Genomic DNA, 26,729 nt, shown 5'->3' with positions numbered 1-26,729 from the left:
CGGCACGGGACCGCGCCCGCCGCGCCGTGCGCGGGGGGGACGGACCTGCCGCCTGGATCCCCACGGAGAACCTCCATGCGTGACCTCGATAAAATCGGCGCCGACAGGGCCGTGCGTGAATTATCCGGATGGGCCGCCGTTCCGGATCGCGACGCGATCGCCAAGACCTTCGTTTTCGCCGACTTCAACGCGGCCTTCGGTTTCATGGCCCGGATCAGCTTGATGGCCGAGAAAATGGACCATCATCCCGAATGGTTCAACATCTACAACCGGGTCGAAGTCACCCTGTCCACGCACGATGCCGGCGGCGTGACGTCGCTGGACGTGCAGATGGCCCGGTTCATGGACCTGGTCGTCGGCGCCTAGCGCCGGGCTACCGTTTGTCGTCGCGGGCCTCGTACAGGGCCGCGTATTCCTTGAGGATCGATGCCGTGACGTGCTGGCGCGCATGCTCGCGGCGCTCGATCATGCCGACGGCGCGCACCACGGGCCCGATATCCTCCGGCAAGGGCAGCACGCGCAGGTCGGGCGCGGTGCGCCACTGCGCCCACATCAGCAGGGGCAGCAGGCTGACGCCGACTTCCTGCCGTACCAGTTCCACCACGGTCTCGATGGCGTTCAATTCCAGGAAGTCGTGGACGTGTACGTTCATCCGCCGCAGCACACGGTCGATCTGCAGGCCCGTGCGCTGGGTGCGGTCAAAACGCAGGAAGGGATTCTGCTCCAGTACCTCGCGCACCGTCTTGCCCGCCGCCGTGGGCGAGGCCAGCACCACCACCGGTTCCTCATGCAAGGGCGTCCAGCGCATGCTCGCCATGCGCCGGCCGGATTCCACGACCAGCGCCGCGTCCAGTTCGCCGCTTTCCACCTTGCCCGCCAGTTCACCCGACTTGCCGGTGAACAGGCGGACGTCCAGGCTGTCATGCCGGCGCTTGAGCTGCGAGACCACCTTGGAAAGGGCGCCCATGCAGGACACGATGGCGCCGAAGGCCACGGAACCGGCCAGTTCGCCCGGGCCGGGCTTCTGCGGCAAGCGCATCCGGTCATACAGGTCCAGCAGTTGCTTGACCTCCGGCAGCAGCTCCCGGCCGGCGGCGTTCAATAGGGCCAGCCGGCCGCTGCGGTCGAACAGCTCGCGGCCCATCTCCTCTTCCAGGGCGCGCATCTGGAAGCTGACGGCGGCCTGGGTCAGCGCGACGCGCTCGGCCGCCTCCGAAAAGGAGCCATAGCGGGCGACGGCCATGAAAGTGCGCAGGAATCGCACAGTGCTCACAGGTTTATCCTAGGGGTATGCCCTCAGGCTCGGGATGGCCGGTCGTGCCACCCAGAGGGGAGGAAAGCATCCACAAAAAAATCTTATTTGACGCGAAAAAAATTCAAATTGATCTAATTAAACCACGCGTGTAACTTCCACGATTTGGCCCGCCTATTGGCGCGCCGTCCTCTTCGACCGACGATCCGACACCATGAAGACATTCAACTGGGAAAACCCCTATCCGACCATCCGGGCGCCGCAGTTCGCGCGCAACTTCGTCTCCACGTCGCATCCGTTGGCCGCGCAGGCCGGCTTGCGCATGCTGCTCAAGGGCGGCAGCGCCGTGGACGCCGCCATTGCGGCGGCGGCGACCATCACGCTGACCGAGCCGGTGTCCTGCGGCCTGGGCAGCGACTGCTTCGCCATCGTCTGGGACGGCAAGCAGCTGCAGGGCCTGAATTCCTCCGGCGTGGCGCCGGCCGCGTGGAGTATCGAATACTTCAAGAAAAAGTACGGCACAGGCGCCGACGGCCTGGCCAAGCAGCCCAAGCGCGGCTGGGACAGCGTTACCGTTCCCGGCGCGGTGGCGGGCTGGGCGGCGCTGCACGAGAAATTCGGCAAGCTGCCTTTTGAACAGTTGTTCGATCCGGCGATCGAAATCGCCGAGCGCGGCTACGCCGTGCCGCCCATCGTGGCGCGCAAGTGGAACGCCGCCGCGGCGGAATTGAAAGACCTGCCCGGTTTCGCCCAGGCCTTCATGCCCAACGGCCGCGCGCCCAACGTGGGCGAACACTTCCGCATCCCGGAAGCTGCCTGGACGCTGCGCCGCATCGCGGCCAGCAAGGGGCGCGACTACTACGAGGGCGACATCGCCGAGAAAATCGCCGCCTTCAGCAAGGAATGCGGCGGCGCGATGACGCTGGACGACCTGCGCAACTACAAGCCAGACTGGGTCACGCCGATTTCGCGGTCCTATCGCGGCTATGACGTGCACGAGATTCCGCCCAACGGCCAGGGCATCGCCGCGCTGATGGCGCTGGGCATCCTGGACAAGTTCGACGTCGCCGGCCTGCCGCTGGATTCGGTGCGATCGCAGCACCTGCAGATCGAAGCCATGAAGCTGGCCTTCGCCGACCTGTACAAGTACGTGGGCGACCCGCGCAGCATGGAAGTCACGCCGGAACAGATGCTGGACGATGCCTACCTAGCCTCGCGCGCCAAGCTGATCGACATGGACAAGGCCACGGCCTTCGCCGCCGGGCGTCCGCATGCCGGCGGCACCATCTATATGTCGGCCGCCGACGAAAGCGGCATGATGATTTCCTTCATCATGTCCAACTACATGGGCTTCGGTTCGGGCGTGGTGGTGCCGGGCACCGGCATCAGCTTGCAGAACCGTGGCGTCGGTTTTTCCATGAACCCCAAGGCGGCCAACGTGGTCAAGGGCGGCCATCGCCCCTTCCATACCATCATCCCGGGTTTCCTGACGCGCGGCGGCAAGCCGGTCATGAGCTTTGGCGTGATGGGGGGCGACATGCAGCCGCAAGGCCATCTGCAGACCGTCGTGCGCATGTTGGACTATCATCAGAACCCGCAGGCGGCGTGCGACGCACCGCGCTGGAAGGTCAACCGCGACTTCACCGTCGACCTGGAATCCACCATGCCGGCCAGCACGGTCGAAGGACTGAAGAACCTGGGCCACGCGCTCAAGAGCGTCAACGATCCCTACATGGATTTCGGCTCCGGCCAATTCATCTGGCGCATGTCCGAAGACGACAACGAACTGGGCTATGTGGCGGCCAGCGACAGCCGTCGCGACGGCCAGGCGGTGGGTTTCTGATTCCGAATGCCGTCCAAGCGCAACTGACAAGGGGAATGCAATGAAAAAATTTGGTTCCGCGATCGGCGCCGTGATGCTGACGCTGGCCGCCGGCTCGGCCGTGGCGCAGGAACTGCGCGTCGGCTTGCAGGAAGACCCGGACGTCCTGGACCCGGCGCGTGCCCGCACCTATGTGGGCCGCATCGTTTTCACGTCGCTGTGCGACAAGCTGGTGGACATCGATCCCAAGCTGCACATCGTGCCGCAACTGGCCACGTCGTGGACCTGGAACGCCGACAACACCGAGCTGACCATGAAGCTGCGCGGCGACGTCGTCTTCCACGACGGCACCAAGTTCGATGCCGCGGCGGCCAAGGCCAACCTGGACCGCGCGCGCACGCTGCCCGACAGCTTTCGCAAGGGTGAACTGGCCTCTATCCAGGATGTGCAGGCACCCGATGCGCAGACGCTGGTCCTGAAGCTGAAGCAGCCGGATGCGACCTTGCTGTCGCAGTTGACCGACCGCGCCGGGATGATGCTGTCGCCGGCCATCTTCAACGACAAGGACCCCAACGCGGTCGGCCGCAAGCCGATCTGCTCGGGGCCCTACAAGTTCGTCGAGCGCGTGCAGAATGACCGCATCGTGCTGGAGAAGTTCGACAAGTACTACGGCGCCAAGGACTACCAGTTCAGCAAGATCACCTTCCTGCCGATTCCGGATACGACGGTACGCCTGCAGAACCTGCGCTCTGGCGGGCTGGACATCCTGGAGCGCCTGAATCCCTCGGACGCGCCCGACGTCAAGAAAGACGCCAACCTGCATTTTTCCTCGGTGGCGGGCCTGGGCTTCCAGGAAATCGTCTTCAACCAGAACAACGGAGACCGGGCCAAATCCAATCCCTTCCGCGACGAGCGCGTGCGGCAGGCGCTCAGCCTGTCGATCGACCGCGAGGCCATCAACGAAGTGATCGGCGGCGGCATCTACGAGCCGGCCAACCAGGCCTTTCCGCCTGCCAGCCCCTATCACAGCGACAAGTTTCCGGTGCCCAAGCGCGACGTGGCCAAGGCCAAGGCGCTGCTGAAGGAAGCCGGCATGACGCAGGTGAAGGCGGAGCTCGCGTTCGGCAACAACACCACGACCGCGGCCATCGCCGAAATGATGCAGGCCATGGCACGCGAGGCGGGCATCGAACTCAGCCTGCGTCCGACCGACTATGCCGCGCTGCTGACGCAGATGCGCGGGGGCAACTTCGAGGTCGCGCTGCGCGGATGGTCGGGCCGCCCCGATCCGGACGGCAACGTCTATCCCTTCATCACCTGCAAGGGCGCGTTGAACGACGGCGAATACTGCAACCCCAAGGTGGACCAGTTCCTCAACGAAGCGCGCAAGGTGCCGGACGAAGCCAAACGCAAGGCGCTGTACGAGCAGGCAGAGGCCATCATCCAGAAAGAGATGCCCGACGCCTTCCTGTACTTCCAGCCGTGGCCCTTCGCGATGCAGAAGAAGGTCAAGGGATTTTTGCCGTATCCTGACGGGATGATCCGCCTGAAGGGCGTCACCTTCTCCAAGTAGGCGCATCCAGCCGAGCGGGGCGTCCGGGATGTTCGTCCCGGCGCTTCGCTCTTTATGTTTTAGCGGTTTTTATCCATGTTCAAACTCATCCTACGCCGCGTGCTCGTGGCGATCCCGACGCTGATCCTGGTGTCGATGATCGTTTTCCTGCTGCAGAAAGTGCTGCCGGGCGACCCGGTATTGACCCTGGCGGGCGAAGAGCGCGATCCTGCCGTGCTCGACTACCTGCGCGAGAAATATCATCTGGACGACCCCTTGCCCGTACAGTACCTGGCCTGGGTCAAGCAGGTCGCCACCGGCGACCTGGGCAAATCGCTGCGCACTGACGTGCCCGTCACCTCCCTGATCGCGCAGAAACTGCCCGTGACGCTGCAACTGGCGGCGATGGCCATGATCATCGCGCTGCTGGTGGGCATACCGACGGGTATCCTGGCGGCGGTCCGCAAGGGCAAGCTGCTGGAATACGGGGCCAACGTGGCGGCGCTGTCCGGCATGTCCATCCCGAACTTCTGGCTGGGCATCATCCTGATCATGATCGTCTCCGTGCAGCTGCGCTGGCTGCCGGCCTCCGGCTATGTGTCGCCATACGAAGATTTCTGGCTTTCCATGAAAACCATGATCATGCCGGCCATCGTGCTGTCCACGTCGCTGGCGGCCTATCTGATGCGGCACACGCGGTCGGCCATGCTGGAGGCCCTGGGGGCCGACTATGTGCGGACCGCGCGCGCCAAGGGCGTGTCGCCGCGCAAGGTGGTGCTGCGCCATGCCTTGCGCAACGCGCTCATGCCCATCGTCACGCTGGTCACGCTGCTGTTCGGTGAACTGCTGGCCGGCGCGGTGCTGACGGAACAGGTCTTCACGATTCCGGGTTTCGGCAAGCTGGTCGTGGACGCGGTATTCAACCGTGACTATGCGGTGGTGCAGGGCGTCGTGCTTTGCGTCGCCGTGGGCTTCATTGTGATGAACCTGCTGGCCGATATTCTTTACATCGTCGTCAATCCCCGACTGAGGCATTCATGAGCGTTACACAAGCTCCCGCGATCTCCAGCGGCGCGATGCCCCGGCGCACTCACCGCGCGTGGGGTAAATTCCGTCGCAACCGCATCGCCATGATCGGTGCGGCCATCGTGCTGTTCTTCGTCGTCGTGGCCATCTTCGCGCCGCTGCTGGTCAACCACGATCCTTTCCAGACCAGCTTCACGACCATCCGCAAGGCGCCTTCGGCCACCTTCTGGCTGGGTACCGACGAACTGGGCCGGGACATCTATACCCGCATGCTGTTCGGTGCGCGCGCCTCGCTGATGGCCGGCCTGGCGTCGGTCCTCATCGCCATGATCGTCGGCGTGCCCTTTGGCTTGCTCTCGGGCTACTTCGGCGGGTGGGTGGACAGCTCCATTTCCCGCGTCACCGAAGCGCTGCTGGCGATTCCCTTCCTGATCCTGGCCATCGCGCTGGCCGCCTTCCTGGGGCCCAGCCTGATCAATGCCATGATCGCCATCGGCGTATCGGCCGCGCCCAAGTTCGTTCGGCTGGCGCGGGGCCAGGTGCTGGCGGTGAAGAACGAGGACTACGTCGCCAGCGCCCGGGCGCTGGGCGCGTCGGACACCCGCATCATCGTGCGGCACATCCTGCCCAACATCATGCCGCCCTTGATCGTGCAGGCCACCATCACCATCGCCACGGCCATCATCGCCGAGGCCAGCCTGTCCTTCCTGGGCCTGGGGCTGCAGCCCCCCAATCCGTCGTGGGGTTCCATGCTGAATACGGCCAAGAATTTCATGACCCAGGCGCCCTGGATGTCGATTTTCCCCGGCTCCGCCATTTTCCTGGCGGTGCTCGGTTTCAACCTGCTGGGCGACGGTCTGCGCGACGCCCTCGATCCGCGCCAGGAGAAGTAGCGCATGCAAGCGATGGAATCCAACCGCGTCGTCGACGTCAACGACCTGACCGTGCGGTTCAAGACGCACGACCGCACCGTCGAAGCCGTGCGCAATGTGTCCTTCCACGTCGATCGCGGCGAAACCCTGGCCATCGTGGGCGAATCGGGCTCCGGCAAATCGGTAACCTCGCTGGCGCTGATGCGGCTGGTCGAGTACGGCGGCGGCAGGATCGTCAATGGCGCGATCCGCCTGCGCCGCCGCAGCGGCGACGTCCTGGACATGACCGCGGCGGACGAAGGCACGCTGCAGCGCGTGCGCGGCGCCGACGTCGCCATGATCTTCCAGGAACCGATGACGTCCCTGAATCCCAGCTTTACGGCGGGGGTGCAGATCGCCGAAGCCTTGCGCCTGCACCAGGGCCTGGACGCCGCGGGGGCGCGCGCCGAGACGCTGCGCATGCTGGAACGCGTGCGTATTCCGGAAGCGAAATCCGTGCTGGACCGCTATCCGCACCAACTGTCCGGCGGCATGCGGCAGCGCGTGATGATCGCCATGGCGCTGTCCTGCAAGCCGCAATTGCTGATCGCGGATGAACCCACCACGGCCCTGGACGTGACCATCCAGGCGCAGATCCTGCAGCTTATCCGCCAACTGCAGGAAGAAATGAACATGGGCGTGATTTTCATCACGCACGATATGGGCGTGGTTGCGGAAGTCGCCGACCGCGTGCTGGTCATGTACCGTGGCGACAAGGTGGAGGAGGGCGGCTCGGACGAGGTCTTCGCCCATCCGCGCCATGCCTACACGCGCGCGCTACTGTCCGCGGTGCCACGCTTGGGCGCCATGCATGGCACCGACGAGCCCGCGCCGTTCCCGCTGCTGACCCTGAGCGACGTGCAGCTTGGCCAGGCCGTGCCCGCGCCCGAAATCCGCGTCACGGAAAGCACGGTGCGCCGCGAGAACGGCCCGGTGCTGAAGGTTCGCGATCTGATTACGCGCTATGACATCGCCGGCGGCATCCTGGGTCGCGTGCAGCGCCGTGTCCATGCGGTGGAAAAGGTCAGCTTCGATCTCTATCCCGGCGAGACGCTGGCCCTGGTGGGCGAATCGGGCTGCGGCAAGACGACGACCGGGCGTTCGCTGCTGCAACTGGTGCATAGCCAGGGCGGCACGATCGAGTTCGATGGGCGCAATATCGGTGCGTTGCGCGGCGCGGCCATGCAGACGCTGCGCCGCCATATCCAGTTCATCTTCCAGGATCCCTTCGGATCGCTCGATCCGCGCATGACGGTGGGCGACTCCATCATGGAGCCGCTGCTGATCCACGGCGTGGCCAAGGGCGCACAGGCGCAGGAACGCGTGCGCTGGCTGATGGACAAGTGCGGCCTGGTGCCGGAAATGATCGGGCGCTACCCGCACGAGTTTTCCGGCGGGCAGCGCCAGCGCGTCTGCATCGCGCGCGCCCTGGCGCTGAACCCCAAGGTGGTGATCGCGGATGAATCCGTGTCGGCGCTGGACGTGTCCATCCAGGCGCAAATCGTCAATCTGCTGCTGGACCTGCAGCGCGAGCTGGGCGTGTCCTTCCTGTTCATCTCGCACGATATGGCGGTGGTGGAGCGCGTGAGCCATCGTGTGGCGGTGATGTACCTGGGGCAGATCGTCGAAATCGGTCCACGCCGGGCGATCTTCGAGAACCCCCAGCATCCGTACACCAAAAAGCTGATGGCGGCGGTGCCCATCGCCGATCCGCAGCGCCGGCACCGGCAGCGTTCGCTGCTGGTGGACGAGATTCCCAGCCCCGTACGGAAGGTGGGCGACGAACCCGTCGTCGCGCCGCTGGTGGAGGTATCGACAGGCCATTTCGTGGCCAGGCATGCCATCGGTGCCTATCCGGCGATGGCTTAAGGCGGCGGCGACGATCACCCATGGCATTACGCGCAACAATCTACAAGGCTGACCTGAATATAGCGGACAACGATCGCCGCTATTACGGCAGCCATGCCGTCACGGTGGCGCGGCACCCCTCGGAAACCGACGAGCGCATGATGGTGCGCATTCTGGCCTACGCGCTGAACGCCGATGAATCGCTGGCGTTCACCAAGGGCCTGAGCGATACCGACGAGCCGGACGTATGGCGCAAGGACCTGACCGGCGCCATCGAGCTGTGGATCGAAGTAGGGCAGCCCGACGAACGCCGCATTTTGAAGGCCTGCGGCCGCGCGGAACAGGTGCTTATCTACTGCTATGGCGGCCATGCCAGCCAGATCTGGTGGGACGGCGTACGCGACCGCGTCTCTCGCGCCCGCAACCTGAAGGTCGTCAACCTGCCGGCGCCGCAAACGCAGGCGCTCGGCGCCCTGGCTGAACGCACCATGTCGCTGGACCTGAACGTGCAGGACGGAGAGGTCTTCGTCACGGCCGATGCAGGCAGCGCCGTCATCGCGCCGGAAACCTGGCGCGAGTAAGCCCGTGGGCCATCGGCCCGGTTAACGTAAGAATTTTTTCCATATCAGCGACATCCCGCCTTGGCACAGCGCGTTCAGCTGCACGCTGACGGGTTGTTCCATAGGGGCAGATGCATCGCTGACGCCGGGACCGACCACTGGTGTGAGCTCCGTGGTTCCCGTCGTATTGGGTTGAAGAGACGACCACGCGTTAGCCCGTAACGTACCCGGATCGCGGCACTACTATCCGGCCGTCACGGCGTGCACCCGATTTTCTTCCCATTCCGCCCGCATCACGCAGGCCGGCGGTTGCCGGCCTTTTCCCAGAACGCGGCCAGGAATCCTTCCGCCACCAGCAAGGGTTGGCCATGCCGCCAGAAGACCGATCGGCGCGCGAGTATGCGCGCATCCCGGTTGACGGCGTCGCGGCTGTGGGTTGCGTTATGGCGATGCATGGCATGGCGGATGTCCACGACCTTGCCATCGGCTCGATGCCGCGGCGCCAGCGCGTCCGCGATGACCGTACGCGCGGTGGCGTAGAACGGCACGCCAGCCGACAGCCGCCGGCATTCGAAGGCCGAACGCAGCACGGTGCGATCGTGATACAGCATATCGGCCAAGGGACGCGCCCGTAGGCGCCGCATGCCTTGCCAGGTGGCGCGGGAGGCCGCCAGCGGCGTCAGGCTGCGCGCCACCACGCCATCCACGCCGTCGACGGACATCAGGACTTCGCGCACCCACACCAGCGATCCTGGCCGCAGCCGCATGGCGCGCGCTTCATCGACCGGCACTGCCTGGGCATACTCGGCCAGCACGCGCAGGCGGAATTCGCCCAATTGGCGCAGGCCGGCGGTGAGGGCGCCGGGACGGAACAGCCAGAACTTCTGGGTGGGGGTGCAGGAAGGCAGGGGCAGGGGCGTCCAGCCGGGACTGCCGGGATGGAGGATTTTCATGGCGACGTATTATCCCGCAAGCGCACGACCGCTGTTCGGCAACCGCCCGTGCCGCATCGGCGCCTTCGTATTTGCATCTTTGATACACATGGAAAAGGGGAATCTTGGTTCTTCTGTTCGTATCGTCGTTGGTACAAAATCCACGCAAAATCCAATATGACGAGAGAACCATGAGCATTCATCGGACGTCGCCAGTATTTTCGGCGGCAGTCGCAGTCTTCACCCTTGCTGGAGCCTCCGGGCCGGCGAACATTCCGAAGCCGGCTTTCGCGCAGACGATTCCCAATCTGCCGCGCAAATCACGCGCTGCCGTAGAAGTACTGTGATGAACGAGCCTATTGGACCCCATAAGGTGGAGCCGGGTATTCGTAGCGAGTCAGCGCAAGCTCGCGCCTTCCGTCCGCGTGGTAAGGCTATTGCCTTGGCGGTGCTTCTCCTCATGGGCGCGAGCTACTACTACATGCGTGCGGGTAGCACTCCGGCCGTCGCCGCCCGCCCGCCCCCGTCGGTGACGGTCAGCCCGCCGATTCAACGCGACATCGAACGCAGGCTCGGTTTCTTGGGCCAATTCTCGGCGGTCAACCGCGTTGAGCTCCGGGCCCAAGTGGGGGGTGTATTGACCCAGATCCACTTCGAAGATGGCGCCATCGTCAAAAAGGGCGACGTGCTCTTCGAGATCGACCGCGAGCCCTATGAGATCAAATTGAACCTGGCGAAGGCTGAACTCACGTCCGCCCAGGCTCGACTCGCGCTGGCGACACGGGAGCTGTCGCGAGCGCAGGCGCTGCAGCGTTCCGAAGCGGGCTCGGTGCAGAACGTCGATCAAAAAGTCGCCGAACATCGTGCAGCCCAGGCCGCGATAGATCGCGCCGAGGCTCAGGTCCACGATGCCAGGTTCGATCTCGATCGCACCAAGGTCAGGGCCCCTTTCGCGGGCCGGATGGGCGCCCATCTCGTATCGACCGGGAATCTGATTTCAGGCAATCGCGCGGGAAGCAGTCCTACCACGCTCCTGGCGACGATCGTGTCTCTTGATCCGGTCTATATCGATTTCGACATGAGCGAGAACGACTACGCAGCGTTCCAGCAAGAACGCGTAGGCCGGACAGGGCCAGTGTTCAATCGAGTGGCGCTCGCGCCGACAGGCGACGAGAATTTCTCTCGTCAGGCCGTTTTGAATTTCATCGATAATTCTCTCGATCGGTCCAGCGGCACTATCCACGCCCGTGCGACGGCCCAGAATAGCGATCTGTCGCTGACCCCCGGCGGATTCGCGCGCATTCGACTGGTCGTCTCGAACCCGGAGCCGGCACTGCTGGTTCCCGATGCCGCGGTGCTCGCTGACCTCACCGACCATATCGTTTATGTGGTCGGACAAGACCACCTTGTCACCCCGAAGAAGGTAGAGATCGGCGATCTGCGCGGCGGACTGCGGGTGATTCGCGCCGGACTGTCGCTGAACGACAAGGTCATCATCGACGGTATCCCCACGGTGCGCGCTGGCGCGGAAGTGACTCCCCAAGAGGGAGCGATCCAGTACTCTTCCGAGGCCGATCAGGTCGCCTTCGGAGGCTCCCCATGAGGCTGCCGCACTTTTTCATCGAGCATCCGCGCTTTGCCGCGGTGCTCAATATTTTCCTGGTGCTGATTGGTCTGGCAACAATGGTTTCTTTACCTGTTGCGCAGTATCCAGACATTGTTCCGACGACCATCGAGATTTCGACGTCATATCCCGGCGCTTCGTCCGACACGATCGCCCGTACCGTAGCGACGCCCATAGAGCAATCCGTCAATGGCGTCGAGAACATGGACTACGTGAGTAGCCAATCGACCAGTGACGGCCGGTTGACGATCAGCCTTATCTTCAAGGTTGGCACCAATCCGGATACGGCGCTATTGCTGACGCGTAGCCGAGTCGAGGACACGTTGTCCCGCCTGCCGGAAGCTGTGCGGCTACAGGGCGTGCAGGTCAAAAAAACGATCCCGGCGCTGCTGCTGGCGGTGCACGTCTACTCTCCGGACGGCTCCAGAAGCGCCGAGTACATGTCCAACTACATGCTGGGAGTCAGGGACGAGCTCGCGCGCTTGCCGGGCGTATCCGAACTCTGGCCGCTGGGCGAACGGCAATACGCCATGCGGATCTGGATCGACCCTGACCGCGCGGCTGCCTACAGTATCAACGCCAATGAGATCATGGCCGTCTTGCGCGCGCAGAACGCGCAAGTCTCCGCCGGCGTGCTGAATCAGCCGCCGGTGTCCAGCCAGGGGGCCTACCAGATCAACGTGGCAGCGCTTGGGCGCCTGACCACGCCGGAGCAATTTGCCGACATTGTCGTCAAGTCCGACGCGCAGGGGCGGGTGACACGGATCCGCGACATCGGCCGGGTCGAGCTGGGCTCGGTGGATTACGGCTCCAAAGCCTACGTGGATCGGTCGATCGCGAGTCAATGGGTGGTCATCGCCACGCCAGGCTCCAACGTGGTCGACGTTGAAAATTCCATCTGGAACAAGATGGCGGAGCTGAAAAAGAATTTCCCGCCAGGCCTGGATTATCAGAAGATCTACGATCCGACGACCTTCGTCAGCCAATCCATCGAAGAAGTCATCAAGACAATTTTCGATGCGATTCTGCTTGTCGTCGTCGTGGTGTACCTGTTTCTGCAAAATTGGCGCGCCACGCTCATTCCGGTGGTCGCCATTCCGATTTCCTTGCTGGGAACATTCACGGTCTTGTCGATCTTTGGCGCATCGATCAACAATCTGTCCTTGTTCGGGCTCGTCCTGGCGGTGGGGATAGTCGTCGACGACGCCATTGTGGTCGTTGAGAATGTCGAACGAAATATGGCGCTCGGCATGTCTCCGAAAGAGGCCGCGCATCAGACGATGAACGAAGTGTCGACCGCGCTCCTGGCGATCGCGCTCACGCTTTGCGCGGTGTTCGGTCCCGCGGCGCTGATGTCCGGAATCACCGGGCTGTTTTTCAAGCAATTCGCGATCACGATCGCCGCATCGACTGTCATTTCGTGCTTCGTTTCGTTGACCTTGAGTCCCGCGCTTTGCGCCGTGCTCCTGAAGCCGCATGCGCATGACGATGTGCCCGCTCGCGAGACTATCTACAGCCGGTTCCATGACGCGACCTTTGGGCGATTCAACCGTCTCTTCGAATCGCTTTCCATCCGGTACGGGAAAGTCACCGGGCGCTTTGTGCGGAAGACCGGGGTCATGCTTGTGGTTTATGCGGGCCTGATCATCGCCACCGGTGTCCAAATGGCGCGGATGCCCAGCGGTTTCATTCCCGACCAGGATATCGGTTACCAGGCCGTGATCATATTCTTGCCGCCCGGCTCCAGCCTGGAACGCACCGACAAGGTGCTCCACGAGGTCAACGACATCATCCTTGAAACGCCAGGAATCAAAGGGATCGGACATACCTCACCGGTGACCGGATTCGATGTGACCACAAGCACCTATGCACCGAACGTCGCGACGGTCTTCCTCGGACTGCCTTCCTTGTATGGAAAGCATGTTCCCGGGGTCAATGCCGCGACGATGCTCGTGACGCTAAGGCAGCGATTGGCACACATCAAGGATGCCGTCGTCATCGTCGTCCAACCCCCGCCCGTACAGGGACTAGGCGCGGCCGGTGGATTCAAGCTGATGCTCGAGGATCGCGCCGGGCTGGGTCCGCATGCGCTTGCCAAAGCCGCCAACGATCTGGTCAAGGCCGCGAACCAGGACAAGACGTTCGGGGGCGTCTTTACGCTCTACAACGCCGCGGCACCGTCCGTCTATGCCGATATCGATCGACTCAAGGCGGAGAAGGTCGGGCTTACCCCCACGGATATTTTCTCCACAATGGAGCTTTATCTTGGGTCGCAATATGTGAATGACTTCAACTTCCTGGGCCGCACCTACCAGGTGCGGGTGCAGGGCGACGAGGCTTTCCGTAAAACGCCTGACGACATCGGTCGCCTCAAGGTACGGAACTCGGCGGGTGAAATGGTGCCGATCGGGACGGTCGCGCAGTTCAGGAACACGACCGAACCGTATCGCCTGCCCCGGTACAACCTGTTTCCCGCCGCAGAAATCATGGGTGCCGCGGCCCCGGGAAAATCTTCCGGCGACGCACTGAAACGCATGGAAGCGTTGGCCGACGAAGTGCTGCCGAACGGAATATCTTATGAATGGACCGACTTGGCTCACCAGGAGAAAACGCAGGCCACGTCTCCCCTGGTCGTGTTCCTCGCGTCCGCCCTGTTCGTGTTCCTGGTGCTCGCGGCCCAGTACGAAAGCTGGAAGACGCCGCTGGCCATTGTGCTGATCGTTCCGATGTGTCTGCTGGCGGCGGCCTTGGGGTTGAATATGCGCGGCATGCCGATCGACATCCTCGCACAGATCGGATTCGTGGTGCTCGTCGGCTTGGCGGCCAAGAACGCGATCTTGATTGTGGAGTTCGCTAAACAGCGTCAGGACGAAGACGGCGTTGGCCCGGAGGACGCCGCGGTTCACTCGGCAAGGGTGCGTCTACGTCCGATCCTGATGACCTCGCTTGCCTTCATTGCCGGCGTCGCGCCCTTGGTCATCGCGACGGGCGCGGGATCGGAAATGCGTCAATCGCTGGGAACGACCGTGTTCTTTGGAATGCTGGGGGTCACGATCTTCGGCCTGGCCTTCACACCGGCGTTCTATACCTTCGTCCGCAAATTGGGGGTGAAGGACCTGGGCACTGCACGCTGGCGGCTCAGGAAGAGGAACGCGCAATGAAGAACTTCCCATTCGCGGGTTCGCTGGGGCCAAAGCCCGTATTTGCGAGCCTTCTGAGCGCCGTGCTCGCGGGCTGTGCCGTCGGCCCGGACTACACAGCGCCTGAGATTGATATGGCGCGGTTTCACAACACCAAGCTGGTAGCGAGCGGGCAGACGAGCCCGCACGCTCCAATGCTTGATCGCTGGTGGACCGGCTTCAATGATCCGATGCTGGAGAAAGTCGTTCAGCGTGCTTTGGATCAGAACCTGAGTCTACAGGCGGCGCTCGCCCGGGTAGCCCAGGCCCGAGCGGCCGCGCAAGGGGCCGGCGCTCAACTTTTGCCGACAGTGGACGCCGTCGGTTCCGCGACCAAACAGCACCAGAGCCTGAACAGCCCCTTGGGCGCGATTGCCAGCACCTTCCCCGACTACAGCCGCTCCCAGGAGTTGTACACGGTGGGCGCGAGCGCAAGCTGGGAGATCGACCTGGCGGGTGGCTTGAGGCGCGCGAAGTCGGCGGCCCAGGCGGAAGAGCAGGCAGCGCAGGCCGATCAGATGGGGACGCGCGTAAGCGTCGCCGCGGACGCCGCGGACGCGTACCTGCAGATCAGGGGGCTGCAGGCCAGGCTGGCCGTAACGCAAGACCAGATCAACACCGATGTACATCTCCTGGAGCTGGTACAAGCGCGATTGAAGGCCGGCGCCGCGGATAGTCGCGAAGTTGCTCAGACGGAAGCTTTGGTTAGGCAGGCGCGGGCTGTCGTTCCGGTCTTTCGTACCGCCCTTGAGGCGCAGCTGAACCGCCTTGACGTTCTGATGGGTGTCCAGCCGGGGACCTACGCGGCCGAGCTGACGGACAATGGGGTGGCCGTCATACCGGATATCCCTGCCATCGGCACGGGGGACCAGCCGGTCGATGTGTTGCGGCGGCGCCCGGACATCATCGCGGCGGAACGCCGCTTGGCCGCGTCGAGCGAGAATATCGGTGTCGCGATTTCCGATTACTACCCCAAGGTTTCTCTATCTGGCGCACTCGGTTTCGAGAGCATCTCGGGCGGTCGATTGTTCAAATCGGCGAGCTTCCAGCCGGCCGGCACCGCGGGATTTTCATGGCGTCTGTTCGACTTCGGCAAAGTTGATGCCGAAGTCAAACGGGCCGAAGGTGCGTATGCGGAAGCCCTCGCCGAGTACAGGGAGTCAACGCTAAAGGCGGTCCAGGATGTGGAGGATGCCTTCATGAGCCTCGTACAGACTGAGCTGCGCACTGAGGAGTTGGCGCAAGAGGTCTCTGCGCTCACCCGAGCGAGGGAGCTCTCGGAGTATGCCTATCGCGCAGGATCGATCACGCTCACCGACGTGTTGGATGCCGATCGCCAACTGCTCGTCTCCCGGGATGCGCTCGATGCCTCAAGGGCAGACGCGGCCAGAGCCGCGGTTCGGGCATTCCGCGCGATGGGCGGGGGGTGGGACGCACCCCGGCCCATTGCTCAGGCCGAGGCTGCCACATCGACCGAGGGCGAATGAAAGCGGAAACCGGTCGATCGAATATCGAAGTCAGGCATAACAATAGTTGCCGTGGCCGCTCATGGTCCACATTGGAGGTCGACATGCGCAGGAACATTGAGATCCTTAAATCGATACTGTCCTTCATGCAGGATCATGAACAGCCCACCCAATGCTGCAAGGACATCGAGAACGGGGCAGGCAAGGCACTGGGCCATAGTTGGCCTGAAGTCAGGCTGCACCTGGCCTTGCTGAGGGATATGGGCCTCGTGGCCGAATGTGCATCGCCCGCGGAGTACCGACTGACCAGTGCTGGCTATGACGTGATTGAAAGCCCTGACCCGGTAGAGAGGCTGCGGCAGTGGACCAGGTTGCCGAGCCAACCTGATAGCGCGATCGCGCACGCCTACGGAGAATCCCGGCATCCGCTCCCGCCAGCCTTGCACAGCAGCCGGGCTGTTTCCTGAGCGCAAGTGGCGGGGCCGCGCGCGCAAAGCCGCTAGAATGTCGGCTTTCGCGACGCGCTCCATGGAAAAAGTACGTATCTCCAAGCTCATGTCCGAACGCGGCCTGTGTTCCCGCCGCGAGGCCGACAGCTATATCGAGCGCGGCTGGGTTCGCGTGGACGGGGAAGTCGTGTCCGAGCTGGGCGCGAAGGCTTATCCCAGCCAGATCATTACGCTGGAGCGCGCGGCGCAGGCGCAGCAACGCCAGCGCGTGACCATCCTCATCCACAAACCCATGGGTTATGTGTCCGGGCAGGCCGAAGACGGCTACCAGCCCGCGGCCGCCCTGATCAATGCGCGTTCGCGCGCGGCAAACGATCGATCGCCCCTGCGCTTTGATCGCGCCCACTTGCGTGGACTCGCCGTGGCGGGGCGGCTGGACATCGATTCGACCGGCCTGCTGGTGCTGACGCAGGACGGCCGCATCGCCAAGCAACTGATCGGCGAGGATTCCGGGATCGAAAAGGAATACCTGGTGCGTGTGCAGGGCCGCCTGAGCGAACAGGGGCTGGCGCTGCTCAACCACGGCCTGTCGCTGGACGGCAAGCCTTTGCGTCCTGCCAAAGTGGCCTGGCAGAACGATGACCAGTTGCGCTTCATTCTGCGCGAAGGCAAGAAGCGCCAGATACGGCGGATGTGCGAATTGGTCGGGCTGAAGGTCGTGGGATTGAAGCGGGTGCGCATCGGGCGCGTGATGCTGGGCGACCTGCCGCCGGGGCAATGGCGTTATCTGCGCGACGGCGAGCAGTTCTAGCCACGCTGCGGCCATCGCCGGTCCGGCGCGTCCCATGCACATGACGGGCGCCCCGTGCGGGCCGGCGTGTCGCCCCAGTCTATTTGCCAGCACGCCGCTCGCCGCCCTTCGCGGCGGCGTTTCAGGGCGCCGGCTCGGGCAAGGGCAGGGCGGTCTGGTATTTGACCTGCTTCAGCGCGAAGCCCGAGCGGATGTTCTTCACGCCGGGAATCCGCGACAGGTGGCTGACGATGAAACGCTCCAGTCCACGCATGTCGGGAACCACGACGCGCAGCAGGTAATCGGCATCCCCGGTCATCAGGTAGCACTCCATCACTTCGGGATAGGCGGCCATCGCTTGCTGGAAGCGTTCCAGTTCCGCCTCGATCTGTTTTTCCAGGCTGACCTGGATGAACACGTTCAGGCTCAGGCCCAGCGTCAGCGGATCGGCCAGCGCGACGTAGCCCCGGATGACGCCGGCTGCTTCCAGGGCCTTGACGCGCGCCAGGCATGGCGAAGGCGACAGATGTACGCGGCGGGCCAGCTCCACATTGGTGATGCTGGCGTCGGTCTGCAGGACCTCCAGGATACGGCGATCGATGGCGTCCAGGGTCGGGCTCGGCATGGGCTGCTCGCGGTGGTGCAAACAGCAGCATTTTATGCTGTATCAACAGTTTATAAATGGGTATTTCAAATCCCTATGCCGGAGCGTCGGGCCTAGGATAACCGTGGCGGCGTGGTCATCTGGCCCGCGCGCGCCGCCGTCCTGGAGACCCCCATGTTCGACACCGACACGATGCCGCCTCTTACAGCCACCCCATCGCGAGATGGCGCGACCGGTACTCCGCCGGCCGGCGACGCGCCCAAGATGGACGGCCCCGTGGCGGCGGCGAGCGCCTCCGGGCTGCAGCAGGCTCCGGTTCCGCCAGCGGACGCCACGGCGGACGGCGCCATGGCGCATGCGCCGACGCCGCTCGCCGTCCCGCAGGACGGCGACCCCGAGGAAACGGCGGAGTGGCGCGACGCGCTGGCCTCGCTCGTCGCGGCGGAAGGCCCCGACCGCGCGGCCTTCGTCCTGGACGAAGTGCTGGCCCATGCCGCCAGGCTGGGCGTGCGGGGTCATGGCCCGGTCGCGTCGGCCTACCTGAATACCATCCCCGTGGAGCAGGAGCCGCCTTTTCCGGGCGACCTGCGCATCGAGGAACGCATCGCATCCATCAATCGCTGGAACGCCCTGGCCATGGTGGTGCGCGCCAACCAGGCCCATGGCGAACTGGGCGGCCATATCGCCAGCTATGCATCGGCCGCCGACCTGTTCGAAGTCGGCTTCAACCATTTCTGGCGCGCGCCCGCGGGCGGCCACGGCGGCGATCTGGTGTACATGCAGCCGCATTCCGCGCCGGGCGTCTATGCGCGCGCCTTCCTGGAAGGCTTCCTGGGCGAAGCGGACCTGGCGCACTTCCGCCGCGAAATCACCGCGGCGGAACACGGCCTGCGCGGCCTGTCGTCCTATCCGCATCCCTGGCTGATGCCGGACTTCTGGCAGTTCCCCACCGGCTCCATGGGCATCGGCCCGATCAACGCCATCTACCAGGCGCGCTTCATGCGCTACCTGGAACACCGCGGCCTGACCGCCGCGTCCGACCGCAAGGTGTGGGGCATCTTCGGCGACGGCGAGATGGACGAGCCGGAGTCGATCGCCGCGCTGACCCTGGCCGCACGCGAACGCCTGGATAACCTGGTGTTCGTCGTGAACTGCAACCTGCAGCGCCTGGATGGCCCGGTGCGTGGCAACGGACGCATCATCGACGAGCTCGAAACGCTGTACGCGGGCGCGGGCTGGAACGTCATCAAGCTCTTGTGGGGTGGCGACTGGGATCCGCTGCTGCGCCGCGACGCCGGCGGTGCCCTGACGCGCGCCTTCGCCCATACCGTGGACGGGCAATTCCAGACCTTCGCCGCCAAGGACGGCGCCTACAACCGGCGCGCGTTCTTCGGCCGCGATCCGGCCCTGGCGGCGCTGGTGGCGGACTGGTCGGACGAGGCCATCGACCGTCTGCGTCGCGGCGGCCACGATATCGCGAAGATCCATGCGGCCTATCACCGCGCGGTGCGGCATGCGGGCCAGCCCACCGTCATCCTTGCGCAGACGAAGAAAGGCTACGGGATGGGCGAGGCCGGCCAAGGCAGGATGACCACGCACCAGCAGAAGAAGCTGGATGTCGAGGCCCTGCTGGCGTTCCGCGATCGTTTCGCGCTGCCGATCAGCGACGCGGATTGCGCCGCGCTGACCTTCTATCGGCCCGACGCGGACAGTGCGGAAATGCGCTACCTGCGCGAACGCCGCGCCGCGCTGGGCGGCTGCGTGCCGCGCCGCAACGCGGCGGCGCCGTCGCTCGCCGCGCCGCCCGCGGACGCCTGGGCCGCCTTCGCGCTGGCTCCGCACGGCAAGGAAATGTCCAGCACCATGGCCATCGTGCGCATGCTGACCGCCTTGCTCAAGGACCCGGGCATCGGCGCGCGCATCGTGCCCATCGTCGCCGACGAGGCACGTACCTTCGGCATGGCAAACCTGTTCCGCCAGGTGGGCATCTATTCCTCGCAAGGCCAGCTGTACGAGCCGGAGGACATCGGTTCGGTGCTGCATTATCGCGAGGCGCGCGACGGGCAGATCCTGGAAGAGGGCATCACCGAGGCCGGGGCCCTGTCGTCGTGGATCGCGGCGGGCACCAGCTATTCCGTCAACGGCCTGCCCATGCTGCCGTTCTACATCTACTACTCCATGTTCGGTTTCCAGCGCGTGGGCGACCTGATCTGGGCGGCGGCCGACCAGCGCACCCGCGGTTTCCTGGTGGGCGCCACATCCGGGCGCACGACGCTGGGCGGGGAAGGCCTGCAGCACCAGGACGGCAGCAGCCACGCCGTGGCGGCCACCATCCCCAATTGCCGCGCCTACGATCCCGCCTATGCCTACGAAGTGGCGGTCATCGTCGAGGCCGGCCTGCGACGCATGCTGGGCGAGCAGCGCGACGAGTTCTACTACCTGACGGTCACCAATGAGAACCTGGCGCAGCCCGACATGCCGGCCGATGCCACCGCGCGCGAGGGCATACTGCGCGGCATGTACCGCCTGCGAGCGGCCGACGGGGCACCGGCCATCCGCCTGATTGCCGCGGGAGCCATCGTGAACGAGGCGGTCGTCGCCGCGCAACGCCTGCGTGACGAGTACGGCATCGCCGCCGAAGTCTGGAGCGCCACAAGCTTTTCGGAACTGGCGCGCGACGCGCGGACGGTCGAGCGCGCGCGCCTGCTGGGGCGGCAGACCGCGCCTTCATGGATGGAAAGCCAGTGGGGCGGGACGCCGCTGCCGGTGGTCGCGGCCAGCGATTACGTGCGCGCCGTGCCGGAACAGATCCGCGCGTGGGTCGGCGCACCGTACCGCACGCTGGGCACGGACGGTTTCGGCCGCAGCGACACGCGCGCCCGGTTGCGCGATTTCTTCGAGGTCGGCGCGGACTGGCAGGTATTGACGGCTCTGGACATGCTGGGCCGCGAGGACGCCGTGCGGGCACTGCGGACGCGGCTGGACAGCGACTACCGCACCGCGCCGCCGTGGGAACGCTAGGGCCTGTCTACGCGGGAGCGCGCCTCGCATGGGTACGCAATCAGGGGCAGGGCGGGGTGCGAGGCGCGGCCGTGGTGGCGCCACGGCGCGCATTCGCAAACGCGGATAACCCTGCGATAAGCAGGGCCGCATCACTTATTTCAGTCGGTTTCAACGGTCGCGGCCACCACGGGCGCTGCGCTACCCTTGCCTTGGCGCGACCATTCGTGGTGCAAACGCTCGGTCAGGAACTCGACGAATATGCGGGTCTTGACAGGCAGCAGGCGGGTTTCGGTCACCGCGTATACAGGAAAGGGCCCGACCTCCCAGTCCGGTAGCACGCGCTGCAGCCGGCCCGCGGCCACTTCCTGCGACGCACTGACGTCAGTCAGTACCGCGATGCCCGCGCCCAGTGTGGCCAGCCGCCGTATCATGCTGGCGCTGTTCAGCGAGAAGCGCTTCCCTGGATGAAAGTCGATATGTTCGCCGTTCCGCTGCAGCGGCCACGGGGTGACGCGCGCGCCCAGCGTCGCGCGGAACTCCATGCACTCGTGCACCGCCAGGTCGTCCGGATGCCGCGGTACGCCGCTCGCCGCCAGGTAGGCCGGCGAGGCATACAGGTAGGCCGATATCGAGCCGAGCTGGCGCGCGATGCGGGTGGCCGACTGCAGTTCGCCGATTTCGATGGCCACGTCGCAGGACTGGAAGACCTTGCCGGCGTGTTCGGGCGCGGCCATGTCCAGGTGGAAGGTGACGTCGGGATAGCGGCGCGAAAACGCCATCAGGGATTCGGCCAGGAAGTCGGTGCCGAAGTCCACCGGCATGTTCACGCGCAGCGGCCCGGCGAGCGTGCTGGCCAGGCCCTGGATTTCCTCGTCCGCGATCTGCGCTTCGGCGACGATGTGCTGGCAGCGTTCGAAGTAGCGGGTGCCGGCATCGGTCAGCTCCACCTTGCGCGTGGTGCGGCTGAGCAATTGCACCCCCAGCGATCGTTCCAGTTCGGCCACCTGGCGCGACAGCGTGGATTTGGGGATGCCGAGCACCAGGGCCGCGCGGCTGAAGCTCTTGGCGCGCGCGACCTCGACGAACAGTTCCATGGTGAGCAAACGTTTGGTCATGGCGTAATTGTCTCACTCATGGAACGATGTTTTCGCGAACCGCCCCTTTGTTACGCCGATGGAATAGTGCAAAATCTAGACTTTTGCAATGCAGCAACGCGCCTTGCCCCCCGTGGCCGGCGCGCGACCGTGATGGTGACGAAGGCCGGCGCTCGCCGGTCGGCTCTAGCTGGAATCAGGAAATGCACCGTATGAATAAGAAGACTGCCAGGCGTGCCGCCGCGGCGGCCGCGATGGGCGTGCTCGCGCTTATGCTGGCCGCCTGCGGGAAGAAGGACAACGCTGCCGCTGCCCCCGCCAAGCCGACCGTCGGCGTGGTGACCGTGCAGGCACAGTCCGTATCGCTGACCACCGAATTGCCGGGCCGTACCTCGCCGTTCCGCGTGGCCGAGGTCCGGCCGCAGGTCAACGGCATCGTCCTGAAGCGCCTGTTCACCGAAGGCGGCACGGTCAAGGCCGGCCAGCAGCTGTACCAGATCGATCCTTCCCTGTACCAGGCCACGCTGGACAGCCAGCGCGCCGCCCTGGCCCGCGCGGAAGCCCAGGTCAAGACCGCCAGCCTGCTGGCCGAACGCTACAAGCCGCTGACCGAAACCCGCGCCATCAGCCGCCAGACCTATGACGACGCCGTGGCCGCGCGCGACCAGGCCAAGGCCGACGTGCTCTCCGCCAAGGCGGCGGTCGACACCGCCCGCATCAACCTGGTCTATACCAAGGTGCTGTCGCCCATTGACGGCATCATCGGCCGCTCCACGGTCACGGAAGGCGCGCTGGTGACCGCCAACCAGACCAGCGCGCTGGCGTCCGTCCAGCAGATCGATCCCATCTACGTCGATGTCGTGCAGTCCAGCGTGCAGCTGCTGCGCCTGCAGGACCAGCTGGCCAAGGGCGAAATCAAGCGCGCCGCCGGCGAGCAGGCGGCCCAGGTGACCTTGATGCTGGAGGACGGCACGCAGTACAACCACGAGGGCAAGCTGCAGTTTTCCGAGGTGACGGTGGACCAGAGCACCGGTTCGGTCACCCTGCGTGCCGTTGTCCCCAACCCGGAGCACCGGCTGCTGCCCGGCATGTTCGTGCGCGCCCGGCTGGTCGACGGCGTCGCCACCGAAGGCCTGCTGGTGCCGCAGCGCGGCGTGGCGCGCAACCAGCGCGGCACCCCCATCGCCTACGTGGTGAACGCAGAGGGCAAGATCGAGGTCCACGACCTGGTCACGGATCGCGCCATCGGCTCGAACTGGCTGGTGACCGCCGGCCTGAAGCCGGGCGACAAGGTCGTGGTCGAGGGCCTGCAGACGATACGCGCGGGCGTGGAGGTGGCCGCTCACGAGGCCAGCGCCTCGCCGGCGTCCACCGCGTCGGCCCCGGCCGCCCCGGCCCAGTAAGGCGGGGAAGGAGTTCCAAGCATGGCTAAGTTTTTTATCGAAAGGCCGGTCTTCGCCTGGGTAATCGCGATCGTCATGATGCTGGCGGGCGCCTTGTCCATCCTGCGCCTGCCGGTGTCGCAGTATCCCGCCATCGCGCCGCCGTCGATCAGCATCCAGGTGAACTATCCGGGCGCTTCGGCGCAGACCGTGCAGGACACGGTCGTGCAGGTCATCGAACAGCAGATGAACGGGCTGGACAACCTGGAATACCTCAACTCGGAAAGCGCCGCCGACGGCAGCGTGACCATCACGCTGACCTTCGGGCAGGGCACCAATCCCGACACCGCGCAGGTCCAGGTCCAGAACAAGCTGTCGCTCGCGCAGCCGCTGCTGCCGCAGGAAGTGCAGCAGCAGGGCATCCGCGTGACCAAGGCCACCAAGAACTTCCTGATGGTGGCGGCGTTCATTTCCACCGACGGCAGCATGAACCGCGCGGACCTGGCCGACTACGTCGCGTCCTATGTGCAGGATCCGATCAGCCGCACCAGCGGCGTGGGGGATTTCCAGCTGTTCGGCTCGCAGTACGCCATGCGCATCTGGCTGGACCCGGCCAAGCTGCTGAACTACAACCTGACCACGATCGATGTGGTCAACGGCATTTCCCAGCAGAACGTGCAGGTGTCCACGGGCCAGCTGGGCGGGTTGCCGGCCGTGCGCGGCCAGGACCTGACGGCCACCATCATCGGTCCCAGCCGCCTGCAGACGGCGGACCAGTTCGGCAACATCCTGCTCAAGGTCAATCCGGACGGCTCGCAGGTGCGCCTGCGCGACGTCGGCAGCGTCGCCCTGGGCGCGCAGTCGTACACCATCGACAGCCTGTACAACGGCAAGCCCGCGGCAGGCCTGGCGATCAAGCTGGCCAGCGGCGCCAACGCGCTGGATACCGCCGACGCGGTCCGCCGCACCATCGACGGCCTGAAGCCTTTCTTCCCGCCGGGCATGCAGGTGGTGTACCCGTATGACACCACGCCGTTCGTCAAGCTTTCCATCGAGGACGTGTTCAAGACCCTGGGCGAAGCCATCGTGCTGGTGTTCCTGGTCATGTACCTGTTCCTGCAGAACCTGCGCGCCACGCTGATCCCCACGCTGGCGGTGCCGGTGGTGTTGCTCGGCACGTTCGGCGTGCTGGCGGCATTCGGCTATTCCATCAATACACTGACCATGTTCGGCATGGTGCTGGCCATCGGCCTGCTGGTGGACGACGCCATCGTCGTGGTGGAAAACGTCGAGCGCGTGATGGCCGAGGAAGGACTGACCCCGCGCCAGGCGACGCGCAAATCCATGGAGCAGATCACCGGCGCCCTGGTCGGTATCGCGATGGTGCTGGCGGCGGTGTTCATCCCGATGGCCTTCTTCGGCGGCTCCACGGGCGTGATCTACCGGCAGTTTTCCATCACCATCGTTTCGTCGATGGCGCTGTCCGTGCTGGTCGCGCTGGTCTTCACTCCGGCGCTGTGCGCGACCTTGCTCAAACCCATCGACAAGGACCATCACGAAGCCAAGACCGGTTTCTTCGGCTGGTTCAACCGCACCTTCCACCGCGGCAGCCATGGTTATGCCAATACCGTGGCGCGAGTGCTGAACCGCACGCCGCGGTTGATGCTGATCTATGCGCTGATCGTCGCCGGCATGGTGGTGATGTTCACCCGCATTCCCACGTCCTTCCTGCCGGAAGAAGACCAGGGCATCCTGTTCGTCCAGATCGCCACGCCATCGGGCGCGACGGCCGAACGCACCCAGGCGGTCGTCGACCAGGCCACCAAGTACTTCCTGGACAATGAAAAGGATACGGTGGCGTCGGTCTTCTCGATCAATGGCTTCAACTTCGGCGGACGCGGCCAGAATGCGGCACTGATGTTCGTCAAGCTGAAGGACTGGGGCGACCGGCCGAAGGCCCCCCAGAAGGTGGCGGCGCTGGCGCAGCGGGCTTCCGGCCATTTCGCGCAGGCCATCCGCGACGCGATGGTGGTGGCCTTCGCGCCGCCCGCCGTGCTGGAGCTGGGCAACGCCACCGGTTTCGATATGATGTTGATGGACCGCGCGGGCCTGGGCCACGAAGCGCTGCTGAACGCACGCAACAAGCTGCTGGGCGCGGCCGCGCAAAGCCCCCTCCTGGCGGGCGTGCGGCCGAACAGCGTGGAAGACGCGCCGCAGTACCGGCTGAACATCGACCGCGAAAAAGCGCGCGTGCTGGGGGTTTCCATCCAGGACCTGAACAGCGTGCTGACCACGGCATGGGGCTCGAGCTACGTCAACGACTTCATCGACCGCGGCCGCGTGAAGAAGGTCTATGTGCAGGGCATGCCTACGTCCCGCATGTTGCCCGACGACCTGAACAAGTGGTACGTGCGCAATGCGCATGGCGATATGGTGCCGTTCTCGGCCTTCGCGTCGGCGGAATGGAGCTACGGTCCGCAGAAACTGAACCGCTACAACGGCGTGCCGGCCTACGAAATCCTGGGCCAGCCCGCGCCGGGCCGCAGCACCGGCGAAGCCATGGCCGAAATGGAGCGCCTGGCGGCGACCATGCCGCCCGGCATCGGCTACGAGTGGACCGGCCTGTCGTACGAAGAGCGCCTGTCCGGTTCGCAGGCGCCGGCGCTGTACGCGATATCGCTGATCGTGGTGTTCCTGTGCCTGGCGGCGCTGTACGAAAGCTGGTCCATCCCGACGGCGGTGATGATGGTGGTCCCGCTGGGGATCGTCGGCGCGCTGGGGGCCACCCTGTTGCGGGGCCTGTCCAACGACGTGTACTTCCAGGTGGGCCTGCTGACGACCGTGGGCCTGGCGGCGAAGAACGCCATCCTGATCGTGGAGTTCGCCAAGGAACACTACGAGTCGGGGGCCAGCCTGACGGAGGCCGCGATCCACGCGGCGCGCCAGCGCCTGCGGCCCATCCTGATGACCTCGATGGCCTTCATCCTGGGCGTCGTGCCCTTGGCCATCGCCAACGGCGCGGGTTCGGGCAGCCAGAACGCCATCGGCACCGGCGTGATCGGCGGCATGCTGACGGCGACCTTCCTGGCCATTTTCTTCGTGCCCACCTTCTTCGTGGCGATGCTGCGCCTGTTCAAGGTCAAGCGCCACAGCGAGCGCGGCGATCCGCATGATCCCAATGACGAGAAACACCGTTCGGCGCCGTCCGCCCCGGCAGAGGGGCACGCCGAATGAG

20 protein-coding genes are annotated in these 26,729 nt (G+C 64.9%); 16 read left to right on the top strand and 4 right to left on the bottom strand.

Translation table 11 applies throughout. The annotated features are described in order from the left end of the window. Positions 1–75: 75 nt before the first annotated feature. A complete protein-coding gene (locus tag AKI39_RS14445) occupies positions 76–366 on the top strand; it encodes a 4a-hydroxytetrahydrobiopterin dehydratase (RefSeq protein ID WP_066637262.1) in 291 nt (96 codons plus the stop codon). Positions 367–373: 7 nt separating this feature from the next. On the opposite strand, the gene AKI39_RS14440 is transcribed toward AKI39_RS14445, so the two are convergent. Then, the gene (locus AKI39_RS14440; RefSeq protein ID WP_066637259.1) at positions 374–1,273 is read right to left on the bottom strand and encodes a LysR substrate-binding domain-containing protein; all 900 of its coding nucleotides are present in this window, start codon (positions 1,271–1,273) and stop codon (positions 374–376) included. A 193-nt stretch (positions 1,274–1,466) separates the two neighbouring features. On the opposite strand from AKI39_RS14440, the gene AKI39_RS14435 reads away from it, so the two are divergent. The 6 genes from AKI39_RS14435 (at position 1,467) to AKI39_RS14410 (ending at position 8,992) form a co-directional block, all read left to right on the top strand. Beyond that, positions 1,467–3,095 (top strand): gamma-glutamyltransferase family protein, encoded by a 1,629-nt coding sequence (locus AKI39_RS14435; RefSeq protein ID WP_066637257.1) that lies wholly within the window; start codon positions 1,467–1,469, stop codon positions 3,093–3,095. Between the two features lie 40 nt (positions 3,096–3,135). Then, on the top strand, positions 3,136–4,647 hold the full coding sequence (locus tag AKI39_RS14430) for an ABC transporter substrate-binding protein (protein WP_066637254.1): 1,512 nt from the start codon (positions 3,136–3,138) through the stop codon (positions 4,645–4,647). 75 nt (positions 4,648–4,722) lie between these two features. Further along, on the top strand, positions 4,723–5,667 hold the full coding sequence (locus AKI39_RS14425) for an ABC transporter permease (protein WP_066637252.1): 945 nt from the start codon (positions 4,723–4,725) through the stop codon (positions 5,665–5,667). Then, a complete protein-coding gene (locus AKI39_RS14420; protein ID WP_066637250.1) occupies positions 5,664–6,545 on the top strand; it encodes an ABC transporter permease in 882 nt (293 codons plus the stop codon). The genes AKI39_RS14425 and AKI39_RS14420 overlap by 4 nt, the downstream gene beginning before the upstream one ends. Before the next feature lie 12 nt (positions 6,546–6,557). After that, the gene (locus AKI39_RS14415) at positions 6,558–8,432 is read left to right on the top strand and encodes a dipeptide ABC transporter ATP-binding protein (RefSeq protein WP_145925428.1); all 1,875 of its coding nucleotides are present in this window, start codon (positions 6,558–6,560) and stop codon (positions 8,430–8,432) included. Positions 8,433–8,452: 20 nt separating this feature from the next. Then, positions 8,453–8,992: a YaeQ family protein gene (locus AKI39_RS14410; RefSeq protein ID WP_066637241.1), complete on the top strand. Its 540-nt coding sequence runs from the start codon at positions 8,453–8,455 to the stop codon at positions 8,990–8,992. 272 nt (positions 8,993–9,264) lie between these two features. Here the strand turns inward: AKI39_RS14410 and AKI39_RS14405 are convergent, their stop codons facing one another. Then, on the bottom strand, positions 9,265–9,924 hold the full coding sequence (locus AKI39_RS14405; protein ID WP_066637239.1) for a chorismate--pyruvate lyase family protein: 660 nt from the start codon (positions 9,922–9,924) through the stop codon (positions 9,265–9,267). 104 nt (positions 9,925–10,028) lie between these two features. Between AKI39_RS14405 and AKI39_RS25535 the strand changes: the two genes are divergently transcribed. The 6 genes from AKI39_RS25535 (at position 10,029) to AKI39_RS14380 (ending at position 17,432) form a co-directional block, all read left to right on the top strand. Beyond that, entirely contained in the window at positions 10,029–10,250 is a 222-nt protein-coding gene (locus tag AKI39_RS25535) for a hypothetical protein (RefSeq protein WP_145925280.1), read from the top strand. Further along, on the top strand, positions 10,250–11,506 hold the full coding sequence (locus tag AKI39_RS14400) for an efflux RND transporter periplasmic adaptor subunit (RefSeq protein ID WP_066637231.1): 1,257 nt from the start codon (positions 10,250–10,252) through the stop codon (positions 11,504–11,506). The genes AKI39_RS25535 and AKI39_RS14400 overlap by 1 nt, the downstream gene beginning before the upstream one ends. Beyond that, a complete protein-coding gene (locus AKI39_RS14395; protein WP_066637229.1) occupies positions 11,503–14,688 on the top strand; it encodes an efflux RND transporter permease subunit in 3,186 nt (1,061 codons plus the stop codon). The genes AKI39_RS14400 and AKI39_RS14395 overlap by 4 nt, the downstream gene beginning before the upstream one ends. Beyond that, a complete protein-coding gene (locus AKI39_RS14390; protein ID WP_066637227.1) occupies positions 14,685–16,193 on the top strand; it encodes an efflux transporter outer membrane subunit in 1,509 nt (502 codons plus the stop codon). The genes AKI39_RS14395 and AKI39_RS14390 overlap by 4 nt, the downstream gene beginning before the upstream one ends. Further along, positions 16,190–16,639 (top strand): hypothetical protein, encoded by a 450-nt coding sequence (locus AKI39_RS14385; RefSeq protein ID WP_235610652.1) that lies wholly within the window; start codon positions 16,190–16,192, stop codon positions 16,637–16,639. The genes AKI39_RS14390 and AKI39_RS14385 overlap by 4 nt, the downstream gene beginning before the upstream one ends. A gap of 61 nt (positions 16,640–16,700) precedes the next feature. Then, positions 16,701–17,432 (top strand): pseudouridine synthase, encoded by a 732-nt coding sequence (locus AKI39_RS14380; RefSeq protein WP_066643024.1) that lies wholly within the window; start codon positions 16,701–16,703, stop codon positions 17,430–17,432. A 121-nt stretch (positions 17,433–17,553) separates the two neighbouring features. On the opposite strand, the gene AKI39_RS14375 is transcribed toward AKI39_RS14380, so the two are convergent. Next, positions 17,554–18,036, bottom strand: a complete 483-nt coding sequence (locus tag AKI39_RS14375; RefSeq protein ID WP_066637219.1) for an Lrp/AsnC family transcriptional regulator — start codon at positions 18,034–18,036, stop codon at positions 17,554–17,556. A 327-nt stretch (positions 18,037–18,363) separates the two neighbouring features. On the opposite strand from AKI39_RS14375, the gene mdeB reads away from it, so the two are divergent. Then, positions 18,364–21,036: an alpha-ketoglutarate dehydrogenase gene (mdeB, locus tag AKI39_RS14370; protein WP_066643021.1), complete on the top strand. Its 2,673-nt coding sequence runs from the start codon at positions 18,364–18,366 to the stop codon at positions 21,034–21,036. Positions 21,037–21,176: 140 nt separating this feature from the next. Here the strand turns inward: mdeB and AKI39_RS14365 are convergent, their stop codons facing one another. Then, the gene (locus tag AKI39_RS14365) at positions 21,177–22,112 is read right to left on the bottom strand and encodes a LysR family transcriptional regulator (protein WP_145925427.1); all 936 of its coding nucleotides are present in this window, start codon (positions 22,110–22,112) and stop codon (positions 21,177–21,179) included. A gap of 212 nt (positions 22,113–22,324) precedes the next feature. Between AKI39_RS14365 and AKI39_RS14360 the strand changes: the two genes are divergently transcribed. Then, positions 22,325–23,515 carry an efflux RND transporter periplasmic adaptor subunit gene (locus AKI39_RS14360; RefSeq protein ID WP_066637214.1) on the top strand — a complete coding sequence of 397 codons (1,191 nt, stop codon included), beginning with the start codon at positions 22,325–22,327 and terminating at the stop codon, positions 23,513–23,515. A gap of 21 nt (positions 23,516–23,536) precedes the next feature. Continuing rightward, positions 23,537–26,728, top strand: coding sequence for an efflux RND transporter permease subunit (locus AKI39_RS14355; protein ID WP_066637211.1), 3,192 nt, complete (start codon positions 23,537–23,539; stop codon positions 26,726–26,728). Position 26,729 lies beyond the last annotated feature (1 nt).

Origin of the sequence: Bordetella sp. H567 (assembly GCF_001704295.1) — a bacterium.
In the GTDB taxonomy this organism is placed as follows: domain Bacteria; phylum Pseudomonadota; class Gammaproteobacteria; order Burkholderiales; family Burkholderiaceae_B; genus Bordetella_C.
This window is presented reverse-complemented; position numbering and strand designations above follow the sequence as displayed.